Origin of the sequence: Mesorhizobium sp. M6A.T.Cr.TU.016.01.1.1, from assembly GCF_003952585.1 — a bacterium.
Classification (GTDB): Bacteria; Pseudomonadota; Alphaproteobacteria; order Rhizobiales; family Rhizobiaceae; genus Mesorhizobium; species Mesorhizobium mediterraneum.
On sequence record NZ_CP034452.1, the window covers coordinates 3692879 to 3714066 of the forward strand.

Consider the following 21188-nt stretch of genomic DNA (forward strand, 5'->3'; position numbering starts at 1 on the left):
GCCTAGCTGAACGTCCGCCGAAGCCCCGGTTCATCTGCCGTTCATCGAGAAATCTTGAAATGCTTTCACGTGTTCCCCAAATGTCTGTTGCGGCCGCCAATGTCGGGGCCGCTGGCCTATCCGGAACGCCGATACGGGTTTCGCACCGGCCATACGCAAACCTTGTTGCTCAACAGGAGAACACACTATGCGTCACGTTGATTTTTCCCCGCTCTATCGTTCGACCGTCGGTTTCGACCGGCTGTTCACGATGCTCGATTCGCTTGCGCAGCCTGAAAGCGCGCAGACCTACCCGCCCTACAATATCGAGCGCACGGCTGAGGATTCCTACCGCATCTCGATGGCCGTCGCCGGCTTCTCGGACGACGAGCTCTCGATCGAAGCTCACCGCAATGTGCTGACCGTCAAGGGTGAGCGCAAGGAAGAGGGCAATGGCGAAGGCTCCGAACTGCTCTATCGCGGTATCGCCAGCCGGGCCTTTGAGCGCCGCTTCCAGCTTGCCGACCATGTTGAAGTCGTCGGCGCCTCGCTGAAGAACGGCCTGCTCTTCGTCGACCTCAAGCGAAACATTCCCGAGGAGCTGAAGCCCCGCAAGATCGCGATCACCGCGTCTTCGGCCAAGGCCAAGCAGATCGAAGCCAAGACCGCCGCGTAGCTGCGTCACACATACGATCTCAGGGACGGAGGGCGGCGCTTGGCGCCGCCCTTTTTCGTTGGTGAATGAGGTCCCCGTTATCCAGCAATTAGCCGGCCAAAGCGGTCGACCTCTTCGGCCGTGGTCGCAAAGCTGGTGACGAAACGGTAGAGCGCCTCGTCCTCGCCGATATGACCGTCGAAGTCATGCGGCTTGTGCCAATCGTAGAAAGCGGCGCCGGCCATTTGTGCCCTTTCAGCCTCGGCCTTTTTCATCACCGCGAAAACCTCGTTCGCTTGCGGCAGCCAAGCCAGACGCGCCGACGGGGAGTCCTCGATCGCTGCCGCCAGGCGCGCTGCCTTGGCGTTGGCATGCAGGGCCGTGTCGAGCCACAGGCCGTCCTTGAAATAAGCTTCGAACTGCGCAGCGACGAAGCGCGATTTCGAGAACAATTGCGCCGCGCGTTTGCGCAGGAAGGCCAGTTCGCTGGCGCGGTCCAGATCGAACAGCACGACGGCCTCGGCGCACCAGCAGCCGTTCTTGGTGCCGCCGAAGGAGAGGATGTCGACGCCGCGCTTCCAGGTCATTTCCGCCGGCGACGTCTCCAGTGCGACCAGCGCATTGGCGAAGCGGGCGCCATCCATATGCAGCGGCAGGTTATGATGCTTGGCGATCGCTGAAATCCTGGCGATCTCGTTCAGCGTATAGATGGTGCCGACCTCGGTCGACTGGGTGATCGACACCGCCATCGGGCGCCCGGAATGGACGATTTCAGGCGCGAACCGGTTCACCGCTCTTTCCAGGCTGTTCGGATCGATCTTGCCCAGCGCGCCGTCGACGCCATAGAGCCGTGAGCCGCCTGTGAAGTATTCCGGCGCGCCGCATTCATCCTCGATGACATGCGATTCGCGATGGCAGAAGGAAATGCCACCTGATTTGTTGTAGGCGGTCAGCGACAGCGAATTGGCTGCGGTGCCGGTCGCCACGAAAAACACCGCGACCTCGCGCTCGAAGATTTCGCTGAAGCGCTGGTAGACGGCCTGGTCGAGGGCGCCGTCGCCATAGGCGGTGGAAAAACCGCCGGCATGGGCCGACAGGCCTGCGGCGATGCTGGGATGGGCGCCTGCCCAATTGTCGGAAGCGAAATTCATGCGTTTGCCTGTGCTGGGAAAATCCATGCAACCTTGGCCGCTTTCGCATCCTGCTCGCAAGTGCCAAGTGCCGGAAAACCGGTAAAGCCAGGGAGAGACGACGGTGGAGATAAACGACCGAAGGTTACGTGCTGATATGGCTATGCGTAATTTTCTGTCGTGGAATGTCCAAGATTTTCATGAATCGGTCTTGTGCGCGTCCGGAATTTCTGTCATAAAAAATTTAGGACAGTAGTGCTGTCTTATTTTGTCGCACACATCTGGCTGGATTGGCGTATCATTGGGCCTCTCCGGCCGTTGCCGTGAGCGACAGGTAGACAGCCTGGCTCTGGCCTGTACGATTACCGGATGCGAACCAGGTCGCCTGGTTCGCAAGGATTTCGCAAGACGTGCCGCAAGGATGAAGGGGGAGCCAAGCGCTTCCCGACGCAAACCAGCGCCCTAAGGGCTGGGAATGGAGGACAGGATGATGACGGAAATGACGCCATCTGCGACGAACGGCCCGGCCGCGCAGACGAAAGCGCCAGCCGTCAAAAATCCGTCTCTGACCAATATCGGGCGAACCCATACCGGCTTTGCCGCGCAAGGCCTTTACGATCCGCGCAATGAACACGATGCCTGCGGCGTCGGCTTCATCGTCAACATGAAGGGCGTGAAGTCGCATCAGATCGTCAAAGACGGGCTCGCTGTGCTCGAGAACCTGACGCATCGCGGCGCCGTCGGCGCCGATCCGCTGATGGGCGACGGCGCCGGCGTGCTGGTGCAGCTTCCCGACCGCTTCTTCCGCGAGGAGATGGCCAGCCAAGGCGTCGAATTGCCCAAGCCCGGCCACTACGCCGTCGGCTATGTGTTCATGCCGCGCGATCCTGAGCTTCAGGCGCATATCGAAGGCATAATCGCCGAGGTGGCGCAGCTCGAAGGCCAGCCACTGCTCGGCTTTCGCGATGTGCCGGTCGACAATTCATCGCTGTCCAAGGCGCCGGATATCGCTGCTTCCGAACCGATCCAGCGGCAGGTGTTCCTGGGTCGCGGCGCCGAGATCGAGAGCGACGACGATTACGAGCGGCGGCTCTACATCCTGCGCAAGGTCATTTCCGGTCGGATCCATGAGGAGACCAAGGGCGTCGACAATGGCTTCTACGTCGTGTCGATGTCGTCGCGGACCATCGTCTATAAGGGCATGTTCCTGGCCTATCAGGTCGGCGCCTATTACAAGGACCTGACCGATCCGCGCTTCGAGACAGCGCTGATCCTGGTCCACCAACGTTTCTCGACCAACACCTTCCCGTCGTGGAAGCTGGCGCATCCCTATCGCATGGTCGCCCACAATGGCGAGATCAACACGCTGCGCGGCAACGTCAACTGGATGGCCGCGCGCCAGGCCTCGGTCGATTCCGAACTGTTCGGCAACGACATCTCCAAGCTTTGGCCGATCTCCTATGAGGGGCAGTCTGACACCGCCTGTTTCGACAATGCGCTCGAATTCCTGACTCAGGGCGGCTACTCGCTCGCCCATGCGATGATGATGCTGATCCCGGAAGCCTGGGCGGGCAACAAGTTGATGGATCAAGATCGCAAGGCTTTTTACGAATATCACGCCGCCCTGATGGAGCCGTGGGACGGGCCGGCGGCGGTAGCCTTCACCGACGGACGCCAGATCGGCGCCACACTCGATCGCAACGGGCTGCGCCCGGCGCGCTACATCGTCACCGACGACGATCGCGTCATCATGGCCTCGGAAGCCGGCGTCCTGCCGGTGCCGGAGGAAAGGATCGTGAAGAAGTGGCGGTTGCAGCCAGGCCGCATGCTTTTGATCGACCTGGAGAAGGGCCGCATCGTTTCCGACGAGGAGATCAAGTCGGAGATCGCAACCAGGCATCCCTACAAAAGCTGGCTCGCCAACACCCAGCTCATCCTCGAAGACCTGAAGCCGGTCGAGCCGCGCGCGCTGCGCAGGGACGTTTCGCTGCTCGACCGCCAGCAGGCGTTCGGCTACAGCCAGGAAGACACCAAGCTGTTGATGTCGCCGATGGCGACAACGGGCCAAGAAGCGGTCGGGTCGATGGGCACCGACACGCCGATTTCGGCGATGTCGGACAGATCGAAGCTGCTCTACACTTATTTCAAGCAGAACTTTGCCCAGGTCACCAATCCGCCGATCGACCCGATCCGCGAGGAGCTGGTGATGAGCCTGGTGTCCTTCATCGGGCCGAGGCCGAACATCTTCGACCTCGTCGGCAATTCGCGCCGCAAGCGGCTCGAAGTGCGCCAGCCGATCCTGACCAATGGCGATCTCGAGAAGATCCGCTCCATCGGCCACACCGAGGATCGCTTCGACACCAAGACGATCGACATCACCTATGCTTCGAATGAAGGCGCGGCCGGCATGCAGGGCGCCATCGACCGGCTGTGCGAGCGCGCCGAGGCGGCGGTCGCCGGCGGCTATAACATCATCATCCTGTCCGACCGTCAGCTCGGGCCGGACCGTATCGCCATTCCGGCACTGCTGGCGACGGCGGCGGTGCACCACCACCTGATCCGCAAGGGGCTGCGTACCTCGGTCGGGCTCGTGGTCGAGTCCGGCGAACCGCGCGAGGTGCATCATTTCTGCTGCCTTGCCGGCTATGGCGCCGAGGCGATCAATCCTTACCTGGCTTTCGACACGTTGCTCGACATGCACAAGCGCGGCGAGCTGCCAGCGGAGGTCGACGCCTACGAAGTCGTTACCCGCTACATCAAGTCGATCGGCAAGGGCATTCTCAAGGTGATGTCCAAGATGGGCATTTCGACCTATCAGTCCTATTGCGGCGCGCAGATCTTCGACGCGATCGGACTGAAGTCGGATTTCGTGCAGAAGTATTTCACCGGCACCGCGACGCTGATCGAAGGCGTCGGGCTGGACGAGATCGCGGCCGAGACGGTCAGCCGCCATACCGACGGCTTCGGCAACGACCCGGTGCTGCGCAATAGCCTCGAAGTCGGCGGCGAATACATGTTCCGCATGCGCGGCGAAGCCCATATCTGGTCGCCCGATGCGGTCGCCACCTTGCAGCACGCCGTGCGCCAGGGCTCATGGGAGACGTTCAAGGACTATTCCGCCCAGATCGACAGCGAGACGGCGCGGGCGCAGAGCATTCGCGGCCTGTTCAAGATCAGGCTCGCCGAAGAAACCGGCCGCAAGAAGGTTTCGCTCGACGAGGTCATGCCGGCGGCCGACATCGTCAAGCGGTTCTCGACCGGAGCGATGTCCTTCGGCTCGATCTCCAGGGAAGCGCACACCACGCTGGCGCGCGCCATGAACACGATCGGCGGCAAGTCGAACACCGGCGAGGGCGGCGAAGAAGCCGACCGCTACCTGCCGCTGCCGGGCGGCGGCAAGAACCCGGAACGTTCGGCTATCAAGCAGGTCGCTTCCGGGCGGTTCGGCGTGACGGCGGAATATCTGGTCAACTCCGACATGATGCAGATCAAGGTCGCGCAAGGCGCAAAGCCGGGCGAGGGCGGTCAGCTGCCCGGCCACAAGGTCGACGCCACCATCGCCAAGGTCAGGCATTCGACGCCGGGCGTCGGCCTGATCTCGCCGCCGCCGCATCACGACATCTACTCGATCGAGGATCTGGCGCAGCTCATCTACGACCTGAAGAACGTCAATCCGGCGGCGGATGTGTCGGTCAAGCTGGTGTCCGAAGTCGGCGTCGGCACGGTTGCGGCCGGCGTCGCCAAGGCGCGTGCCGATCATATCACCATATCGGGCTATGACGGTGGCACGGGTGCATCGCCGCTGACCTCGCTCAAGCATGCCGGCAGCCCGTGGGAAATGGGCCTTGCCGAGACGCACCAGACGCTGGTGCTCAACGGCCTCAGGTCGCGCGTCGCGCTGCAGGTCGATGGCGGCCTGCGCACCGGCCGCGACGTCGTCATCGGCGCGTTGCTCGGCGCCGACGAATTCGGCTTCTCGACCGCGCCGCTGATCGCGGCCGGCTGCATCATGATGCGCAAGTGCCATCTCAACACCTGCCCGGTCGGCGTCGCGACGCAGGACCCGGTGTTGCGCAAGCGCTTCAAGGGCACGCCGGAACATGTGATCAACTTCTTCTTCTATGTGGCGGAAGAGGTGCGGGCGCTGCTCGCCGAGATGGGCTACACCCATCTCGACCAGATCATCGGCGACACCGACCTTCTGGAAAAGCGCGCACTGATCCAGCACTGGAAGGCGCGCGGACTCGATTTCAGCAAGATGTTCTTCAAGCCCGATGCCCCACACGAGGCGGTGCATTGGACCGAACGGCAGAAGCACCCAATCGACGATGTGCTCGACCGTAAGCTGATCGAACTCGCCAAGCCGGCACTGAACGCCAGGCAGCCGGTCAGCATCGAGCTGCCGATCCGCAATGTCGACCGTTCGACGGGTGCCATGCTGTCGGGCGAGGTGGCAAAGCGCTTCAAGCACAAGGGCCTGCGCGAGGACACGATCTCGGTGAAACTCACTGGCACGGCCGGTCAGTCCTTCGGCGCCTTCCTGGCGCGCGGCGTCTCGTTCGAGCTAGTCGGTGCCGCCAACGACTATGTCGGCAAGGGTCTGTCGGGTGGACGCATCGTCATCCGCCCTCCGGAGAACACGAAGATCGTTGCCGCCGAGTCCATCATCGTCGGCAACACGGTGCTCTACGGCGCGACCGAGGGTGAGGCCTATTTCAGCGGCGTCGCCGGCGAGCGTTTTGCCGTGCGCAACTCGGGCGTCGCCGCCGTCGTCGAAGGCGTCGGCGATCATGGCTGCGAGTACATGACCGGCGGCATCGTCGTCGTCATCGGCCAGACCGGCCGCAACTTTGCAGCTGGCATGTCGGGCGGCGTCGCCTATGTGCTCGACGAGGCAGGCGACTTCGCCGCGCGCTGCAACATGGCGATGGTCGAACTGGAGCCGGTTCCGGAGGAAGACGATCTGATGGAGAAACTGCTCCATCATGGCGGTGACCTCGACCACAAAGGTCGTGTCGACGTGTCGGGCGATATGACCAGCCATGACGAGGAGCGGCTCTATCAGTTGATCTCGAACCACGTCCATTACACGGGTTCGGCGCGAGGCCGCGAGATCCTCGACAATTGGGCGACTTTCCGACCGAAGTTCCGGAAGATCATGCCGGTCGAATATCGCCGCGCGCTGATCGAGATGGAACGCATGCGCATGGGCGTAGCGGCAGAATAGGCTTTGGGAGTTGCCGGGAAGCCTGGCTTCCCGGCACGGGTCTCATCAACAATCCTGACCTCGTGCTGAAGGTTGCCATGGCTGCCTCAAGAGGTTAACGGGTGCGGCGAAAACCGCACCATCTGGACAGCAGGAACTGGACTATGGGCAAGGTAACAGGGTTTCTCGAGATCGACCGGCAGGTGCACAAGTACCAGCCGGCTTCCGACCGCATCCGGCATTTTCGCGAGTTCACGCTGCCGATGTCGGACAAGGAGGTCGAGAAACAGGCCGCGCGCTGCATGGATTGCGGCATTCCGTACTGCCATGGGCCAACCGGCTGCCCGATCCACAACCAGATCCCGGACTGGAACGACCTCGTCTACAATGGCGACTGGGACAATGCGATCCGCAACTTGCATTCGACCAACAATTTCCCGGAGTTCACCGGCCGCATCTGTCCGGCACCTTGCGAGGAAGCCTGCACGCTGAACCTCGAGGACATTCCGGTCGCCATCAAGACGATCGAACAGGCGATCGCCGATAAGGCCTATGAAACCGGTCATATCCGGCCCTATCCGCCGGAAAAGAAGACCGGCAAGCGCGTCGCAATCATCGGCTCGGGGCCGGCCGGCATGGCCGCCGCCCAGCAGCTTGGCCGTGCCGGCCACGACGTCCACGTCTATGAGCGCGAGAGCCGGCCGGGCGGGCTGATGCGCTATGGCATCCCCGACTTCAAGATCGAGAAGCACTATATCGATCGGCGCATCGAGCAGATGCAGGGCGAGGGCGTGAGCTTCCATTGTGGGATCAATGTCGGCGTCGACAAGCCGGTAGCGGAGCTGCTCGCCGAGTACGATGCGGTGCTCTATTGCGGCGGATCGGAAACACCGCGCCCTGCCAACATCCCCGGCGACGATCTCGACGGCGTGCATGACGCGATGCCCTATCTGGTGCAGCAGAACAAGCGCGTCGGCGGCGAGCCGATCCAGTCGGTGGCGTGGCCCTCGCAGCCGATCGTCGCCGGTGGCCAGCATGTCGTCGTCGTCGGCGGCGGCGACACCGCATCCGACTGCGTCGGCACCGCGTTCCGCCAGGGCGCCGTCCGCGTCACCCAACTCGACATCCGGCCGCAGCCGCCGGAAAAGGAAGACAAGCTTTCGGTCTGGCCCTACTGGGCAACGAAGATGCGCACCTCGTCCTCGCAGGCCGAAGGCGCCGAGCGCGAGTTTCAGGTGGCGACGCTCGAATTCATCGGCGAGGACGGCGCGTTGACCGGCGTCAAATGCTGCGAGGTCGATGAAAAGCGCAAGCCGGTCGCCGGCACGGAATTCGTCATCCGCGCGGATCTCGCCTTCATCGCCATCGGCTTTGCCGGGCCGGGCGCCGTCGGACCGGTGTCGGAGCTGGGCGGCCAGATGAAGATCGCCATCGACAGCCGCCGCTCGAACAACGTCGAGGCCAATGACCGGGACTATAGGACCAGCGTCGAAAAGCTCTATGCGGCGGGTGATGTCCGTCGCGGCCAGTCGTTGGTCGTCTGGGCGATCCGCGAGGGCCGGCAGGCGGCGCGCTCGATCGACGAGGCGCTGATGGGATCGAGCGTGCTACCGCGCTGAGACCGTTTGGAAACTCTACTCCTGCGGCCATCTGAGGGCGTTTTCTGCGCTTCCGGCCTTCGCCGGCCGAAGCACTCATGAGCGGTCGTGGCAGTTAAGGCTACGGCCGGCGTAGGCCGGTGCTCACATACTCGAATGTACGCTCCGCTCCGGTTCTCGAAAACACCCTCATATGACTCACAGTAGCGAGTTTCGAAACGGTCTCCGAGCCTCGTATCAAGGATTGATCGCCGTTGTCGTTTCGTTTGCGGCCGCCGCCGCAGGCTGCGCCCTGGGCGGCCAATGGAAGTCGTCGGCGCGGCCGGGCGAAGCATCTGATGCCTTGCCCTCGACGACGAGTTTTTCGCCGAGCCCGTCCGCCTTTGCCGGCGGCGCTGCGCCGAGAAGCTCCGAACCGCCATCGAGCGCCGGATCGTTGAGCAGCATCGGCACGGTGCGATCGACGGCCATGGGTGCCGGTGCCGGCGCCTCGACGGGAGCGCCCGCTGGCGCATAAGTAGCCGGTGTGCCCGTGGGCGCGGTCATTCCAAGCATCTTCATCAAGGGTTTTTCGGCATAGAAGGCGAGCTTGCGTTTGCCGGCTTTCGACACATAGATGCCGTCGTCGGTGCGCAGGCGCACCGGCTGGCCGTTGATGTCAGGCCCGCTGGTGACAAAGGCGCCGTCCTCGTCGACGAAACCGTCCCAGATGTCGACGAATTCACCGCCGTGACTTTCGGCCGTCGAGCGGTAGATGTCGTTGAAAGCCAGCATGTCGGAGGTCATCTTCGGCGCCTTGAATGCCGGCATGCCGACCCACAGATACGGCACCTTGGCCGATGCAATGGCCTTGCCGAACGCTTCGGTCCGGCGTTCGTACTCCTTGTCCCAGCCTTCGGACCGCGGCTGTTCGCGCTCATCGTCCACGCGCATTTGCTGCCGATCGTTGGAGCCCAGCATGACGATTACGGCGGCGGGCTTTTCGGTCTCGATCAGCGACTTGATCTGTTCGGGCCAGTTGTAGAAATCGTCACGCACGAAACCGGACGAACCGTTGCTGCGAACGACGATCCTGATTTTGTTGTTTTCGGCAAAGGCAGTATCCAGACCTTCGGCAAGGCCACTCGCCATGAAATCACCGACCACCAGAACGGTGCGGGCATCCGGCGCCTTCTCGACAATGGGGGTTGTCGGCTCAGCCGGCCGGCGCGGCGCGGCGCGGGGCTTTTTTGCCCTGGCCTTCGGCGGCCTGGCTCTCTGAATTTGTCGCGGCGGCGGTTCCACCCGCTCGCTTCGGCGCGGAAACAACAGGTCGCGCAGCGACCAGCCACGCCTTTGTTCTTCCTGCGCCACGGCCGGCGTATGAAAGGCGGCGGCAGTACTGACGGCCAGAACGGCAACAGCCAGAATCAGGATCGGCACGCGACGAAGGATCACCTGGATACGCGCAGCCGAAACCAATCACCCTCTCCATCCTTAAGAGCGCCGGACCCAAGTCCAACCGTGCCGCCGCTCGAGCATCGGATTCCCAACGGTTTTGGGTCCGATGCTCCAGGTCTTCTCCCTATGCGAGGCTAGTTCTGCCTGAGCCATTTGAGCACTTCCATGCTCGGATGTCCGTCCTGGGTCAAGCCAGCCTTCGCCTGGAAGGCCATGATGGCGGCCTTCGATCCCTCGCCGATCTTGCCGTCGAACTTGCCGTCATAGTAGCCGTACTGGGAAAGCCGCTGCTGAAGCTCTTGCCTCTCCTCGAAGGAGAGCTTCGTGAAAGGCCGCTTCCAGTCCTGCACAAGCCCACCATAGCCGGCGATTTCGTCGGCAAGAAGGCCAACGGCAACCGCGTATTTGTCGGCATTGTTGTAGCGCTTGATGACCGAAAAGTTCTTGATCATCAGGAAGGCCGGGCCGCCGCGGCCGCCCGGCACTTTCAGCGTGGCCTTCTCCGCACCACTCTTGAAGGGCTTGCCGTTGACACGCGTGACACCCAGCGCTTGCCATTGCGACAGCGACTTCGATCCGGCCGGGAACTTCTTCCCATCGGGAAGGCTGACTTCATAGCCCCAGGTCTTGCCGGCCTGCCAGCCGTTCTTCCTGAGCAGATTGGCGGCCGTGGCCAATGCATCGGGAATCGAATTCCAGATGTCGCGCCTGCCGTCGCCATCCATATCGACCGCATAGGCCTGATAGCTGGTGGGAATGAATTGGGTATGGCCCATGGCGCCAGCCCATGAGCCGCTGAGGTGGCTTTTGTCGATGTCGCCCCTTTGCAGGATCTTCAGCGCCGCGATCAACTGGGTGCGGGCAAATTTCGATCGCCTGCGGTCGGCATAGCCAAGCGTTGCCAGCGAACGCACGACATTTCGCATGACCTCATCGCGCTTGAGGATTTCGCCGTAGTTCGATTCCATCGACCAGATGGCCAGCAGGATGTAGCGGTCGACGCCGTATTTTGCCTCGATCCTGTCCAGCCAAGGCTTCCACTTCCTGGCCATCTGCTGGCCGACAGCGACCGACTGGTCATGGACGCGGTTGTCGAAATAATCCCAGGCGGGCGCGGTAAATTCGGGTTGATAACGCGCTTTTTCCAGCACGACCGGATCGGCATCGCTGATCCCCTGGAACGCCTGGTCATAAACGGCGCCGGAAACGCCGCTCTGCACTGCGGTGGCGCGGAAGCTCGCCACCCATTGCCGGAAGCCGGCGTCGGCAAAAGCAGATCCGGCGGGCATCAGTAAGGCGAGCGAAAGGCTGGCGGCCGCAACGACGCTGGTGAAGCGCTTTGCGGCGTTGCGAACGGACATCTTTTCCTCCTTCATCATCACAGGAAGATCATTCATCGCCGAAGCCGGTTAGCAATTGGTTTACCATAGGTGCCGTTGGGAACGAAAAGCCGCGTCGGTGCTTTACGAACTACAAATTTTTTTCTGACCAGCCGTTCCATAATCCTCGATTCCGGCACGAAAATGTCTCGAAGCGGGATTGCCGAACAGGCTTACAAACGGATAATTGACAGCATGAAGAGAGTTCGCAAGGCAGTTTTCCCGGTCGCCGGTCTCGGAACCCGGTTTCTCCCGGCCACCAAGGCCATACCCAAGGAAATGCTGACTGTCGTCGACAGGCCAGTTATCCAGTATGTGGTCGACGAGGCACGCGAAGCCGGCATCGAACATTTCATCTTCGTGACCGGCCGTAACAAGGCGGTCATCGAGGACCATTTCGACGTCCAGTTCGAACTCTATGACACGCTCGCCCAGCGCGGCAAGAACGACGAGCTCGCCCGCCTGCAGCGGCTGCAACCCTCGCCGGGGCAGACCAGCTTCACGCGCCAGCAGGTCCCGCTTGGCCTTGGCCATGCCGTTTGGTGCGCCCGCGAGCTCGTCGGGGACGAGCCCTTCGCGCTGCTTTTGCCTGATATGATCATGCAGTCGGAAAAAAGCTGCATGAAGGAGATGGTCGAGCTTTATGCCGAGACCGGCAACAACATCGTCGCGGTTCAGGAATGCGACCCCGCCGAGGCCCATAAATACGGCATCGTCGGTCGCGGCGAGGATACGCATCACGGTTTCCGCATCACCGGCATGGTGGAGAAGCCGAAGACCGGCACGGCACCCTCCAATCTATACATCAACGGGCGCTACATCCTGCAGCCGGAGATATTCGGGATTCTCGAGGGCCAGGAAAAGGGCGCCGGCAACGAGATCCAGCTCACCGATGCGATGCTGAAGCTGGAGAAGCAGCAGCCCTTCTATGGCTGCCATTACCAGGGGCGCACCTTCGATTGCGGATCGCCGGAAGGCTTTGTTGAGGCCAACGTCGCCTTCGCACTGTGGCGCAGCGACGTGAACGGGAACATGGCGGGCGCCATCCGCAAGCTTCTCGACGAGTTGAAACCGTCAGAGCAGCGGGGTGCGGCATTCTAGCGAGCTGACATTCAGCCGGCCTGCGAACGGCGATTTCTGCGCTTCCGGTACTTGCATAACCCAATGTAGGCCGCGTTCAGGTTCTCGAAACCGCCGTTCCCGCCACTGCCTGACCCGAATCTCGACGTACCCAAACCTTCAACGGCTTGCTTTACGGCTGCAGCGTCACCCCGACGAAGATGCTGTGGGCCGTGTAGTCGCGGCCCTCCAGGTTGCTGGTCTGTTTTTCGGTTCTGGCGCGGGTGGTCAGTCCGGCATACCGGTTCAGCCACCATGTCAGTCCGGCCTCGGCGCTCAGCGTCAGGTCATGGCCGTCGGACCCGATATAGTCGCGCCAGTCCACGCCGAGAGCTGCGTTCCCGATCAGGTTGGCACGGATTTCCCGCTCGCCGGTGAGGCGGCCGGAGTAAAGGATGTCGCCGCTTTCGTCGGGAGTTGTCGTGCCCTCGACGGTGGTTTGGCCGGTGAGGCCGATCGTGGTGCCGCGTTCCGGCGACCATCTGAGGTCGGCGTTCACCGTGGCGCCCGAAATCGCCTCCAGGCGGTCATCGTCGATCGCTTCCCGCAGCCAGCCGGCCGAGAATTCGCCGGCAAGCTTCTCGCCGAGGTCGAGTTCGGCACCGGCCCGTACGCCAAGCCGTGTCGAGGATCGTTCGAAACCATTGGGGTCGACGCGCAAATCATAGACGCGGCGGCCGATTTCGACCTCGGTGAAAGGCGTGATGGCGGGAGAAATCTCATAGCCGGTACGCAAGGTGGCGGTATAGAGCGTCGAGTCGCGGGCTTTCTGCGACACCGTTCCGCCCGTCGAAAGCTTGGCGTCGCCATAGATGTCGCGTTCGACCGCGCCGCTCAGTGCAAAGCGCATCTTGCCGGCATCCTTCTCGACCGCGAGACTGCCGTCAATGGTCTGGCGCACTGGCTGCTCGATGGTGCCTTCGACAACGACCGGCGACGAAGCCGATTCCGGCGCCGCCTCGTAACCGAGCTTGGCGATGGCGCGCAGATCGTTGTCGAGGTCGACATTGAACGTGCCGTCGACTCGGCCCCGCAACTCCTGAATCTCGTCGCCCGATATGGTCTTGAGAAAAGTGCCGTAGCCGTCGATGACAGCCGAATTCTCTCGCCAGTCGGAGACGGCATTGAAGCGCAGCGTCGTTTCCGACAGCAGTGCCGGCTTGCCGTCGGCGCTTGAATCGGCATTCGACGAGGCCGTCAGGCCTTGTTCGAGCGTCGGCCTGATCACGAACGAGCCGAGTTTGATGCCGGTGGCGGCGAACGGGTCGTCCTCGACCTTCCTGTCCCGACCTTCGATGGCTTCGGCGCGCTCGGCGCCCGGATCGAGCTCCTGCCTGTCGGCGGAATCAATTGTCACGGCCCGGCGGTTGGTGGCGTCCTGGTCTGTCCCGGCGGTGTCCGTGTCGTCCGTCGTGGCTGCAGTCGCGGCGGTGGCTTCTGCCTCGGCGGCCTCTGCCTCGTCTTGATCGGCCGCCCGTTGCGTTGCGCTCGATGGTCGGCGTGGCGGGACGGGAGCGGGCGTTTCCGCAAACGGATCGTCGGTGGCTTCCGGCGGATCGAAAATGCTGCCGGTCGCGGGCGCCGTGTCATCGTCCTGTACGGCGCCCGGGCTGGCCGGCTGATAGGTGGGCGCCGGCGCATCGCTTTGGGTGGTTGCGCCGGCCTGTGCCGTCTGATCCTGGGCGCCGGCCAGAATCGCCGATTCCGAAACCTCGCCGCGCAGCTCGGTTACCTGGGCATAGGGCTGCGCTGGTCGCAGCAAGGCGAAGACGCTGGTCGCCAGCAGCAAGGCGCAGACCGCCTTGCCGTTTCGTCTTCTTTTCATTTCAGGCTGGGCCCCGGACATCGCCACCACTGCTTGCGCGGCGCGCGCGCGCCATACTTACCGAACCGTAAACGGGGATGGTTAACGGAGGGTTGAGGCGGCGGTTCATCAGCCCGCACTGAATGGCAATTCCGTTGGACAGGCGCATGGCAAAGCGCTAATCGCATCAGCCATGCATGCGGGATCCCCAGACAAGAAGCGGCTCGACGGGCAAGCTTCGATAGCCTCGGCGCTCAGAACGGTGGCAACCGAGCAGGCCGGTGTCGCGGCGCTGGCGGCTGCGCTCGAAAACGGATTGGCCGAACCGTTCGCGCGCGCCGTCGACATGGTGTCGCAGATCGAAGGCCGCGTCATCGTCACCGGCGTCGGCAAGAGCGGTCATATCGGCTCGAAGCTGGCCGCGACACTCGCCTCGACCGGCACACCGGCGTTCTTCGTCCACCCTGCCGAAGCCAATCACGGCGACCTCGGCATGATCGCCAGGGACGATGCCATCATCGCCATGTCGTGGTCGGGCGAGAGCCTGGAGCTCAAGGGCATCATCGCCTATTCCAGGCGCTTCTCGATCCCGCTGATCGCGGTCACCGCCGGAGAGAGATCGGCGCTGGCGCGCGAGGCCGATGTTGTGCTTCTGCTGCCGCGCGCGTCGGAGGCCTGTCCGCATGGCCTGGCGCCGACGACATCGACGCTGCTGCAACTGGTGATCGGCGATGCGCTGGCCATTGCGCTGCTCGAAGCGCGCGGCTTCACGCCGGATCATTTCCGCACCTTCCATCCCGGCGGGCAACTTGGCGCCAATCTGACGCAGATCCGCGACATCATGCATGTCGGCGACAGGCTGCCGCTGGTGCCTTCCGGCACCGGAATGCGCGAAGCGATCCTCGAATTGTCGCGCAAGGGGTTTGGCTGCGTGGCGATAACCGCCGAGGACGGTGCGCTGATCGGCATCATCACCGACGGCGACATCAGGCGCCACATCGGCAGCAATCTTTTGGCGATGAGCGTCGATCAGGTCATGACCAAGGAGCCGAAGACGGCCGGGCCGGACACGCTGGTGGCGACGGCGCTGCAGACGATCAACAATTCGGCCATCACCAGCCTGATGGTGGTCGAGGGCAAACGGCCGGTCGGACTTGTCCATCTGCACGACCTGCTGCGCATCGGCGCGGCCTGACAGACATCAGAGTCTGCTTGAAAGTCACTCCGCGGAGATGGGTGGGATCAGCCTTGAACCGCCTCGACCGTCAGCTCCAGATCGGTATCGGCCGCGCCCGTCACGCGCACCTGCGTGCCGGCCGGCAGATCGGGGCCGGAGACGCGCCATAGCGTGTCGCCAAGCTTTATGCGCCCGCGCCCGTCCTTGATCGGCTCGGCAAGCGTCGCCATCCTGCCGATCATTTGTGCGCCGCGGCGGTTGAGCAGTGGCTGGTCGGTCGGGTCATGGCGCCCACCCACCAGTCTCTTGCCGACATAGGTTGAAACCAGCGACATCGCGAGGAAAGCGAGGACCTGGACCTGCCAGGTCCAGAAACCCGCGTCCCAGATGAGCAGGGAGACTGCACCGATCAGCAGCGCGGCGATGCCGATCCATAGCATGAAGATGCCCGGCGCGATGACCTCCATTACGAGGAGGACGAAACCGAGAACCATCCAATTCCAGGGGCCGAGTTCGGAAATGATGCGGTTGAACATGGGATCGGCCTCAGGTCTGGCTGGGGCGAACCACGGGCGGGCGTGAAGCTTGCCGCGCGCCGCCGGCAGTGCCTTCGCTCCCGAAGATTTCCTTGGCGATTGCGCCGATGCCGCCGAGCGTGCCGATCAGTGATGACGCTTCGATCGGCATCAGCACGACCTTGCTGTTTGTGGCAGAGCCGATCTTGGTCAGCGCTTCGGTGTATTTCAGCGCGACGAAATAGTTGAGCGCCTGCACGTCGCCCTTGGAGATCGCTTCCGACACCACCTGTGTGGCGCGGGCCTCGGCCTCGGCGGAGCGTTCGCGCGCCTCGGCGTCGCGGAAGGCGGCTTCCTTGCGGCCCTCGGCTTCCAGGATCTGCGACTGCTTGAGGCCTTCGGCGTCGAGGATCTGCGCGCGCTTGTTGCGTTCGGCCATCATCTGGCGACCCATCGATTCAACAAGGTTGGCCGGCGGATTGATGTCCTTGATCTCGACGCGGGTGATCTTGATGCCCCAGGGATGTGCCGCCTCGTCGACGACGCGCAGCAAGCGTTCATTGATGGCATCGCGGTTTGACAAAAGCTCGTCGAGGTCCATCGAGCCCATCACGGTACGGATGTTGGTCATCGTCAAATTGAGGATGGCGTTCTGCAGCCCGGCGACCTGGTAGGCGGCCTGTGCGGCGTTGAGCACCTGGTAGAACGCGACGCCGTCGACGGCGACGGTGGCGTTGTCGCGGGTGATGATCTCCTGGGTCGGGACGTCGAGCACCTGCTCCATCATGTTCAACTTGGCGCCGATGCGGTCGACGAACGGCACGATGAGGTTGAGGCCGGGACTCAATGTCTTGGTATAGCGGCCGAAGCGTTCGACGGTATAATTGTAGCCTTGCGGGATTGTCCGAATGCCTTTGAAAAGCACGAGCACGACAAGAGCGACAAGAACAAGAAGCGCGATATCGAAACCACTGAAATCCATTTGGCTCTCCCTCAGATGCCGAGCACGTTAGAGCGACGCGCGTTCACCGGACGCACAAAGTACGCTCTAATTTTTATACCTGCACATCATGCTTCCCAAAAATCGATTCCGATTTTCGTGCCGATGCGATAGTCGTTTCCATACAACCGACTTCACCAAACACTTAAGTGTGTTTCAGAAATGTTACAATCAGGTGATCGCGGATTGCCGGTGTATAGACAGCCGCGCTAGCTGCGCGATTAAACCCGCTTCAGATCCAGCCTGACAGTTCGCGCCGCACCATCGCCTCGATCACCGCCATGCCCTCGGCACTGTCGTTGAGGCAAGGGATGTGCGCGAACGTCTCGCCGCCGGCGTGATGGAAAGTCTCGGCCGCCTCCCTGGCGATCTCGTCCAGCGTCTCGATGCAATCGACAGAAAAGCCCGGATTGACGATGGCGATCGATCTCACGCCTTCTCCGGCTAATTTCTCGACCGTCTTGTCGGTGTAGGGCTGCAGCCATTCCTGCGCACCGAAGCGTGACTGGAAGGTGGTAATCAGCCTCTTCTCATCCCAGCCGAGCTTTTCGCGCAGCAGCCGGGTCGTCTCCAGGCAATGGGCCTGATAGGGATCGCCCTTATCGGAATAGGGTTTCGGAATGCCGTGATAGGAGGCGATGACCACCTCAGGCTCGAAATCGAGGGTCGCCAGATGGCGCTCGATCGAACGGGCAAGCGCCTCGATATAGACCGGTTCGGCATAGTAGGGCGGCACGCTGCGGATCGCCGGTGCGCGGCGCATCTTCATCAGCGCGCGAAACAACTGGTCGTTGGCGGTCGCGGTCGTGGTCGCGGAATATTGCGGATAGAGCGGAAAAGAGAGAATGCGGTCGCAGCCTTGCGCGACCAGCCCTTTGGCGACGCTCTCTGTCGAAGGATTGCCGTAACGCATCGCCCAGTCGACGACGACATCGGGCAGGTCGCGCAGCGCTTCGGTCAGCTTTTCGCTCTGGGCGCGGGTGTAGGTGCGCAGCGGCGACTCGTTGCGCTGCCGGTTCCAGATCCTGGCATAGTTGGCGCCTGACTTCTTCGGCCGCGTGGTGAGAACCAGCCCATAGAGGATCGGGTACCAGATCGCCTTGTTGAGTTCGATGACGCGCGGATCGGACAGGAATTCCCTGAGATAACGCCACATCGGCTTGAATTCGGTGCCGTCGGGCGTGCCGAGATTGACCAGTATGACACCGATCCTGCCCGCTCCGACCGGCGGCAGCGGGCCGAGGGCCTTCGCAGCCTTGGGATCGACAGGGTTGGAAAGCGTCATAAAGGGATCTCCGGACACCGCGCGAAACTAGCGATGCCACGCCGGTTTTCAATGCAGCGTCTGGCCGCACCTTATCTTAACCTCAGGCGGAAAGCAGAAAACCCGCCCGGTTACCCGGACGGGTTTTCCGACAATGACGGAAGAACTTAGTTTGCGGCCGGCATAGTCAAGGTTGCGCCGACGGGAAGGCGGCGCGGTTCGTAGTTCTTGTTGGCGTCGGAGATCGTTTTCCACTTGGCGCCATCGCCATAGGCCTTCTCCGCCAGATCCCAATAGGTATCGCCGGCAACGATCACATGGCTGCTTTCGGCCGGTGCGGCCTCGGCTGGCTTGGCCGGTTCCGCTGCAGGAGCCGGTGCCGCAGGCGCTGCCTCGGCTGGTTTTGCGGACTCGGCAGGTGCCGGCGTTGGCGGGGCGGGTTCCGCCGGGACCCCCGGTGGCGTCGTGGCGATGTCGCTTGAACCCGCCGGGGGTTCGGGCATCGCCGGCTCCGCAGTTGCGGCTGGAGCCGTTTCTGACGGTTTTGCGGGCTCGGCCGGTGCGGGCGCAGCCTCGGCCGGCTTGGCCGGTTCCGCAGCGGCGGCCACCGCGGCCTCGGTGATGCGGCCATCGAGCTTCGGCGTATAGGGCCGATGCGCGCTGAGATAATCGGCGACCACCTGTTCGAGGCCCGGACCGTAATCATAGGCGTTCTTGGCCTTGTCGGCGAACACCTTGTAGCCGTCGCCGCCCTGGCGCACATAGTTGTTGGTGGCGACTAGGTAATCCTTGTCTGGATTGATCGGGGTCCACGCGCCGCCTTCCATGACCTCGACCGACTTGACGCGCCCGGCATTCGGGGCGGCCGATTTGTCGAATGAATACTTCAGGCCGGCAACCTGCGGGAAGCGTCCGGCACCGTCCTCGATCTGGCTGAGACCGTTCTCGAGCCCGGCAACCAGATCCTTGCCGGAAATCTGGAAGGTCGCCAATGTGTTCTGGAATGGCAGCACGTTCAGCACTTCGCCCATGGTGACGGTGCCCTGATCGATCGAGGCGCGCAGACCGCCGCCATTCGAGATGACGATCTCGACGCCCTGGTCCTTGACGCGGTCGAGGACGGCATCGGAGACGAGGTTGCCCATCTCGCACTCGCGGGTGCGGCAATTCTCACGGCTGCCGTCGATCGCCTTGGTGGTTTCGGCGACCTCCTGGTTCTTCAACGCCTCGATCGGCGCGCCGAGTTCTTTAATGCGGGCAAGCACGGCGGGATCAGGCGTGATCAACTTGTCGAGGTAGATCGGGTCACCACTGGCTTGCTTGACGATGCCGTTGTCGTCGAACACGACCTTGAATTCGCCGAGATATTTCGAATAGGACGCCGCCTGGACGACCGGCACTTGGTAGCCGTCCGGATTGTCGACCATCGTCGGGTAGGGGCCTTCAGCCTTGGGGTCGGTGTTGGACAGCAGCGAGTGACTGTGGCCGCCGACCACCACGTCGACACCCGGGATCTTGGCGATGACGTCGCGCTCGCGCTTGTAACCGATATGGGTGACCGCGATGATCTTGTTGACGCCTTCTCCCTTCAGTTTTTCGACCTCTGATGTGATCGACTTGACGTCGTCTTCGATCTTGACGTTAGGGCCTGGCGAAGCGAGCTCCGGCGTGTCGTTGGTGACCGCGCCGACGATGCCGATCTTCTGACCGCCGACCTCGATCACGACCGACGGTTTCACACGGTCACCGAGTTTGGATTGCGCGTTGGCCTTCACATTGGCGCCGAGCACCGGAAACTGGATCATGTCGAGGAACGGCGCAAGCGCTGCCTCGCCGTCGTCGAACTCGTGATTGCCGACCCCCATGGCGTTGAATTTCATCTGGTTGAGGAATTCGCCTTCGGTCTTGCCCTTGTAGGTTATGTAGAAGAGCGAGCCCTGGAAATTATCGCCGGCGCTGAGCAGCAGCACGTTCTGGCCTTCCAGCTTCTTGCGCTCTTGGGCGATCGCCGTGATCAGCCGCGCCGCGCCGCCGATGCACTCGCCCTTGGTCTCCTCTTCGGCCGAGCAGGTCGATTCATATTTGTTGTTGCTTTCGATGCGGCTGTGCCAGTCGTTGATGTGCAGGATGTTCAGCGTGTAGTCGGCAAAGGACACGCCGGCCGACAGGCCAAGCATGGACGCCGACAGGGCGGCAATGGCGGCGATCTTCTTCATCTTCGTCTCCCCGGATGACCTGTTTAACGCCCTTGCTTGACTGGAACATAACAGCCAGATTTTTGCCCATGTTCACATCGGGTTTCAGCCGATGCAAGCGGAATCGGGGACAGCTTTGCCGGCGCAAAAAAGGACGGCGGCCTCAAGCCGCCGTCCTTTGCAAAAGCAGTTCAGTATAGGGCTCAGGTGCGTCGCGTCAGCACAAAATTCTGCCCGCTCGCGCTGGTGCAATTAAGCTGGGAGGTGGAGATCAACAAGCAGTTGAAGCTGATCGGCGTCTGGCGGATCAGCGAAGTGCCATGGATCTCGACCGAGGTGCCGCCGGTCATGGTATAGCTGCCGTCGGCAAGTTTCTGGCCGGTGTCGGTCGCGACGGTGTTGAAGCTGCCGCTGGCGAAGGTCGAAAGGCCTGTGCCTTGCGCATCAATCCACGAGCCTTCGACCGGGCTCCGCGCGGCCAATGGCGGCCCGCCCGGGCCGGCGGTGGTGCACGCCGCCAAGGCGGCAGCGGCCGCGACAATGCCGGCCGAAAGCAGTTTGCGCTCAATCGTCATCATCAAAACCCTCTCCTCTCGCATCGGCCCGAAAATCGATCCGATTTCGGAAAGCACGATGCGTACATTCAAAGCGCTAGAGCGTACATTGTGCGTCCAAATGGACGCACGTCGCTCTAGGCCACCCTCCTTCAATCGCCCGATTTCCAGGC

Annotated in this window: 14 protein-coding genes; 5 read left to right on the forward strand and 9 right to left on the reverse strand. The window is 62.5% G+C overall.

Translation table 11 applies throughout. The annotated features are described in order from the left end of the window. The first annotated feature begins 187 nt into the window (after nt 1–187). On the forward strand, nt 188–655 hold the full coding sequence (locus tag EJ075_RS17720) for an Hsp20 family protein (RefSeq protein ID WP_095484062.1): 468 nt from the start codon (nt 188–190) through the stop codon (nt 653–655). Between the two features lie 77 nt (nt 656–732). Here EJ075_RS17720 and EJ075_RS17725 read toward each other — a convergent pair whose 3' ends face one another. After that, a complete protein-coding gene (locus EJ075_RS17725) occupies nt 733–1785 on the reverse strand; it encodes a low specificity L-threonine aldolase (protein WP_126105121.1) in 1053 nt (350 codons plus the stop codon). A 469-nt stretch (nt 1786–2254) separates the two neighbouring features. Here EJ075_RS17725 and gltB point away from each other — a divergent pair, with 469 nt between their 5' ends. Together gltB and EJ075_RS17735 are read left to right on the forward strand one after the other, a co-directional pair. Beyond that, nucleotides 2255–6991 carry a glutamate synthase large subunit gene (gltB, locus tag EJ075_RS17730; RefSeq protein ID WP_126107360.1) on the forward strand — a complete coding sequence of 1579 codons (4737 nt, stop codon included), beginning with the start codon at nt 2255–2257 and terminating at the stop codon, nt 6989–6991. A 143-nt stretch (nt 6992–7134) separates the two neighbouring features. Further along, nucleotides 7135–8589 carry a glutamate synthase subunit beta gene (locus EJ075_RS17735; protein ID WP_126105122.1) on the forward strand — a complete coding sequence of 485 codons (1455 nt, stop codon included), beginning with the start codon at nt 7135–7137 and terminating at the stop codon, nt 8587–8589. Between the two features lie 216 nt (nt 8590–8805). Here the strand turns inward: EJ075_RS17735 and EJ075_RS17740 are convergent, their stop codons facing one another. Together EJ075_RS17740 and EJ075_RS17745 are read right to left on the reverse strand one after the other, a co-directional pair. Next, complete coding sequence (locus EJ075_RS17740) at nt 8806–10029, reverse strand: DUF459 domain-containing protein (RefSeq protein WP_126105123.1); 1224 nt, start codon at nt 10027–10029, stop codon at nt 8806–8808. Between the two features lie 113 nt (nt 10030–10142). Then, nucleotides 10143–11369 carry a lytic murein transglycosylase gene (locus EJ075_RS17745; RefSeq protein WP_126105124.1) on the reverse strand — a complete coding sequence of 409 codons (1227 nt, stop codon included), beginning with the start codon at nt 11367–11369 and terminating at the stop codon, nt 10143–10145. Between the two features lie 204 nt (nt 11370–11573). Here EJ075_RS17745 and galU point away from each other — a divergent pair, with 204 nt between their 5' ends. Further along, nucleotides 11574–12488 carry a UTP--glucose-1-phosphate uridylyltransferase GalU gene (galU, locus tag EJ075_RS17750; RefSeq protein ID WP_185928333.1) on the forward strand — a complete coding sequence of 305 codons (915 nt, stop codon included), beginning with the start codon at nt 11574–11576 and terminating at the stop codon, nt 12486–12488. A gap of 151 nt (nt 12489–12639) precedes the next feature. Here galU and EJ075_RS17755 read toward each other — a convergent pair whose 3' ends face one another. Next, nucleotides 12640–14352, reverse strand: a complete 1713-nt coding sequence (locus tag EJ075_RS17755) for an outer membrane beta-barrel protein (RefSeq protein ID WP_126105125.1) — start codon at nt 14350–14352, stop codon at nt 12640–12642. A gap of 151 nt (nt 14353–14503) precedes the next feature. On the opposite strand from EJ075_RS17755, the gene EJ075_RS17760 reads away from it, so the two are divergent. Continuing rightward, complete coding sequence (locus EJ075_RS17760; RefSeq protein WP_095484067.1) at nt 14504–15505, forward strand: KpsF/GutQ family sugar-phosphate isomerase; 1002 nt, start codon at nt 14504–14506, stop codon at nt 15503–15505. A 47-nt stretch (nt 15506–15552) separates the two neighbouring features. Here the strand turns inward: EJ075_RS17760 and EJ075_RS17765 are convergent, their stop codons facing one another. The 5 genes from EJ075_RS17765 to EJ075_RS17785 form a co-directional block, all read right to left on the reverse strand. Beyond that, on the reverse strand, nt 15553–16023 hold the full coding sequence (locus EJ075_RS17765) for an NfeD family protein (protein WP_095484068.1): 471 nt from the start codon (nt 16021–16023) through the stop codon (nt 15553–15555). 10 nt (nt 16024–16033) lie between these two features. Continuing rightward, nucleotides 16034–16984 (reverse strand): SPFH domain-containing protein, encoded by a 951-nt coding sequence (locus EJ075_RS17770; protein WP_095484069.1) that lies wholly within the window; start codon nt 16982–16984, stop codon nt 16034–16036. Between the two features lie 250 nt (nt 16985–17234). Beyond that, entirely contained in the window at nt 17235–18287 is a 1053-nt protein-coding gene (gene hemH, locus EJ075_RS17775) for a ferrochelatase (RefSeq protein ID WP_095484070.1), read from the reverse strand. A 146-nt stretch (nt 18288–18433) separates the two neighbouring features. After that, nucleotides 18434–20482, reverse strand: coding sequence for a bifunctional UDP-sugar hydrolase/5'-nucleotidase (locus tag EJ075_RS17780; RefSeq protein ID WP_126105126.1), 2049 nt, complete (start codon nt 20480–20482; stop codon nt 18434–18436). A 182-nt stretch (nt 20483–20664) separates the two neighbouring features. Further along, on the reverse strand, nt 20665–21036 hold the full coding sequence (locus tag EJ075_RS17785; RefSeq protein ID WP_126107361.1) for a hypothetical protein: 372 nt from the start codon (nt 21034–21036) through the stop codon (nt 20665–20667). Between the last annotated feature and the right edge of the window lie 152 nt (nt 21037–21188).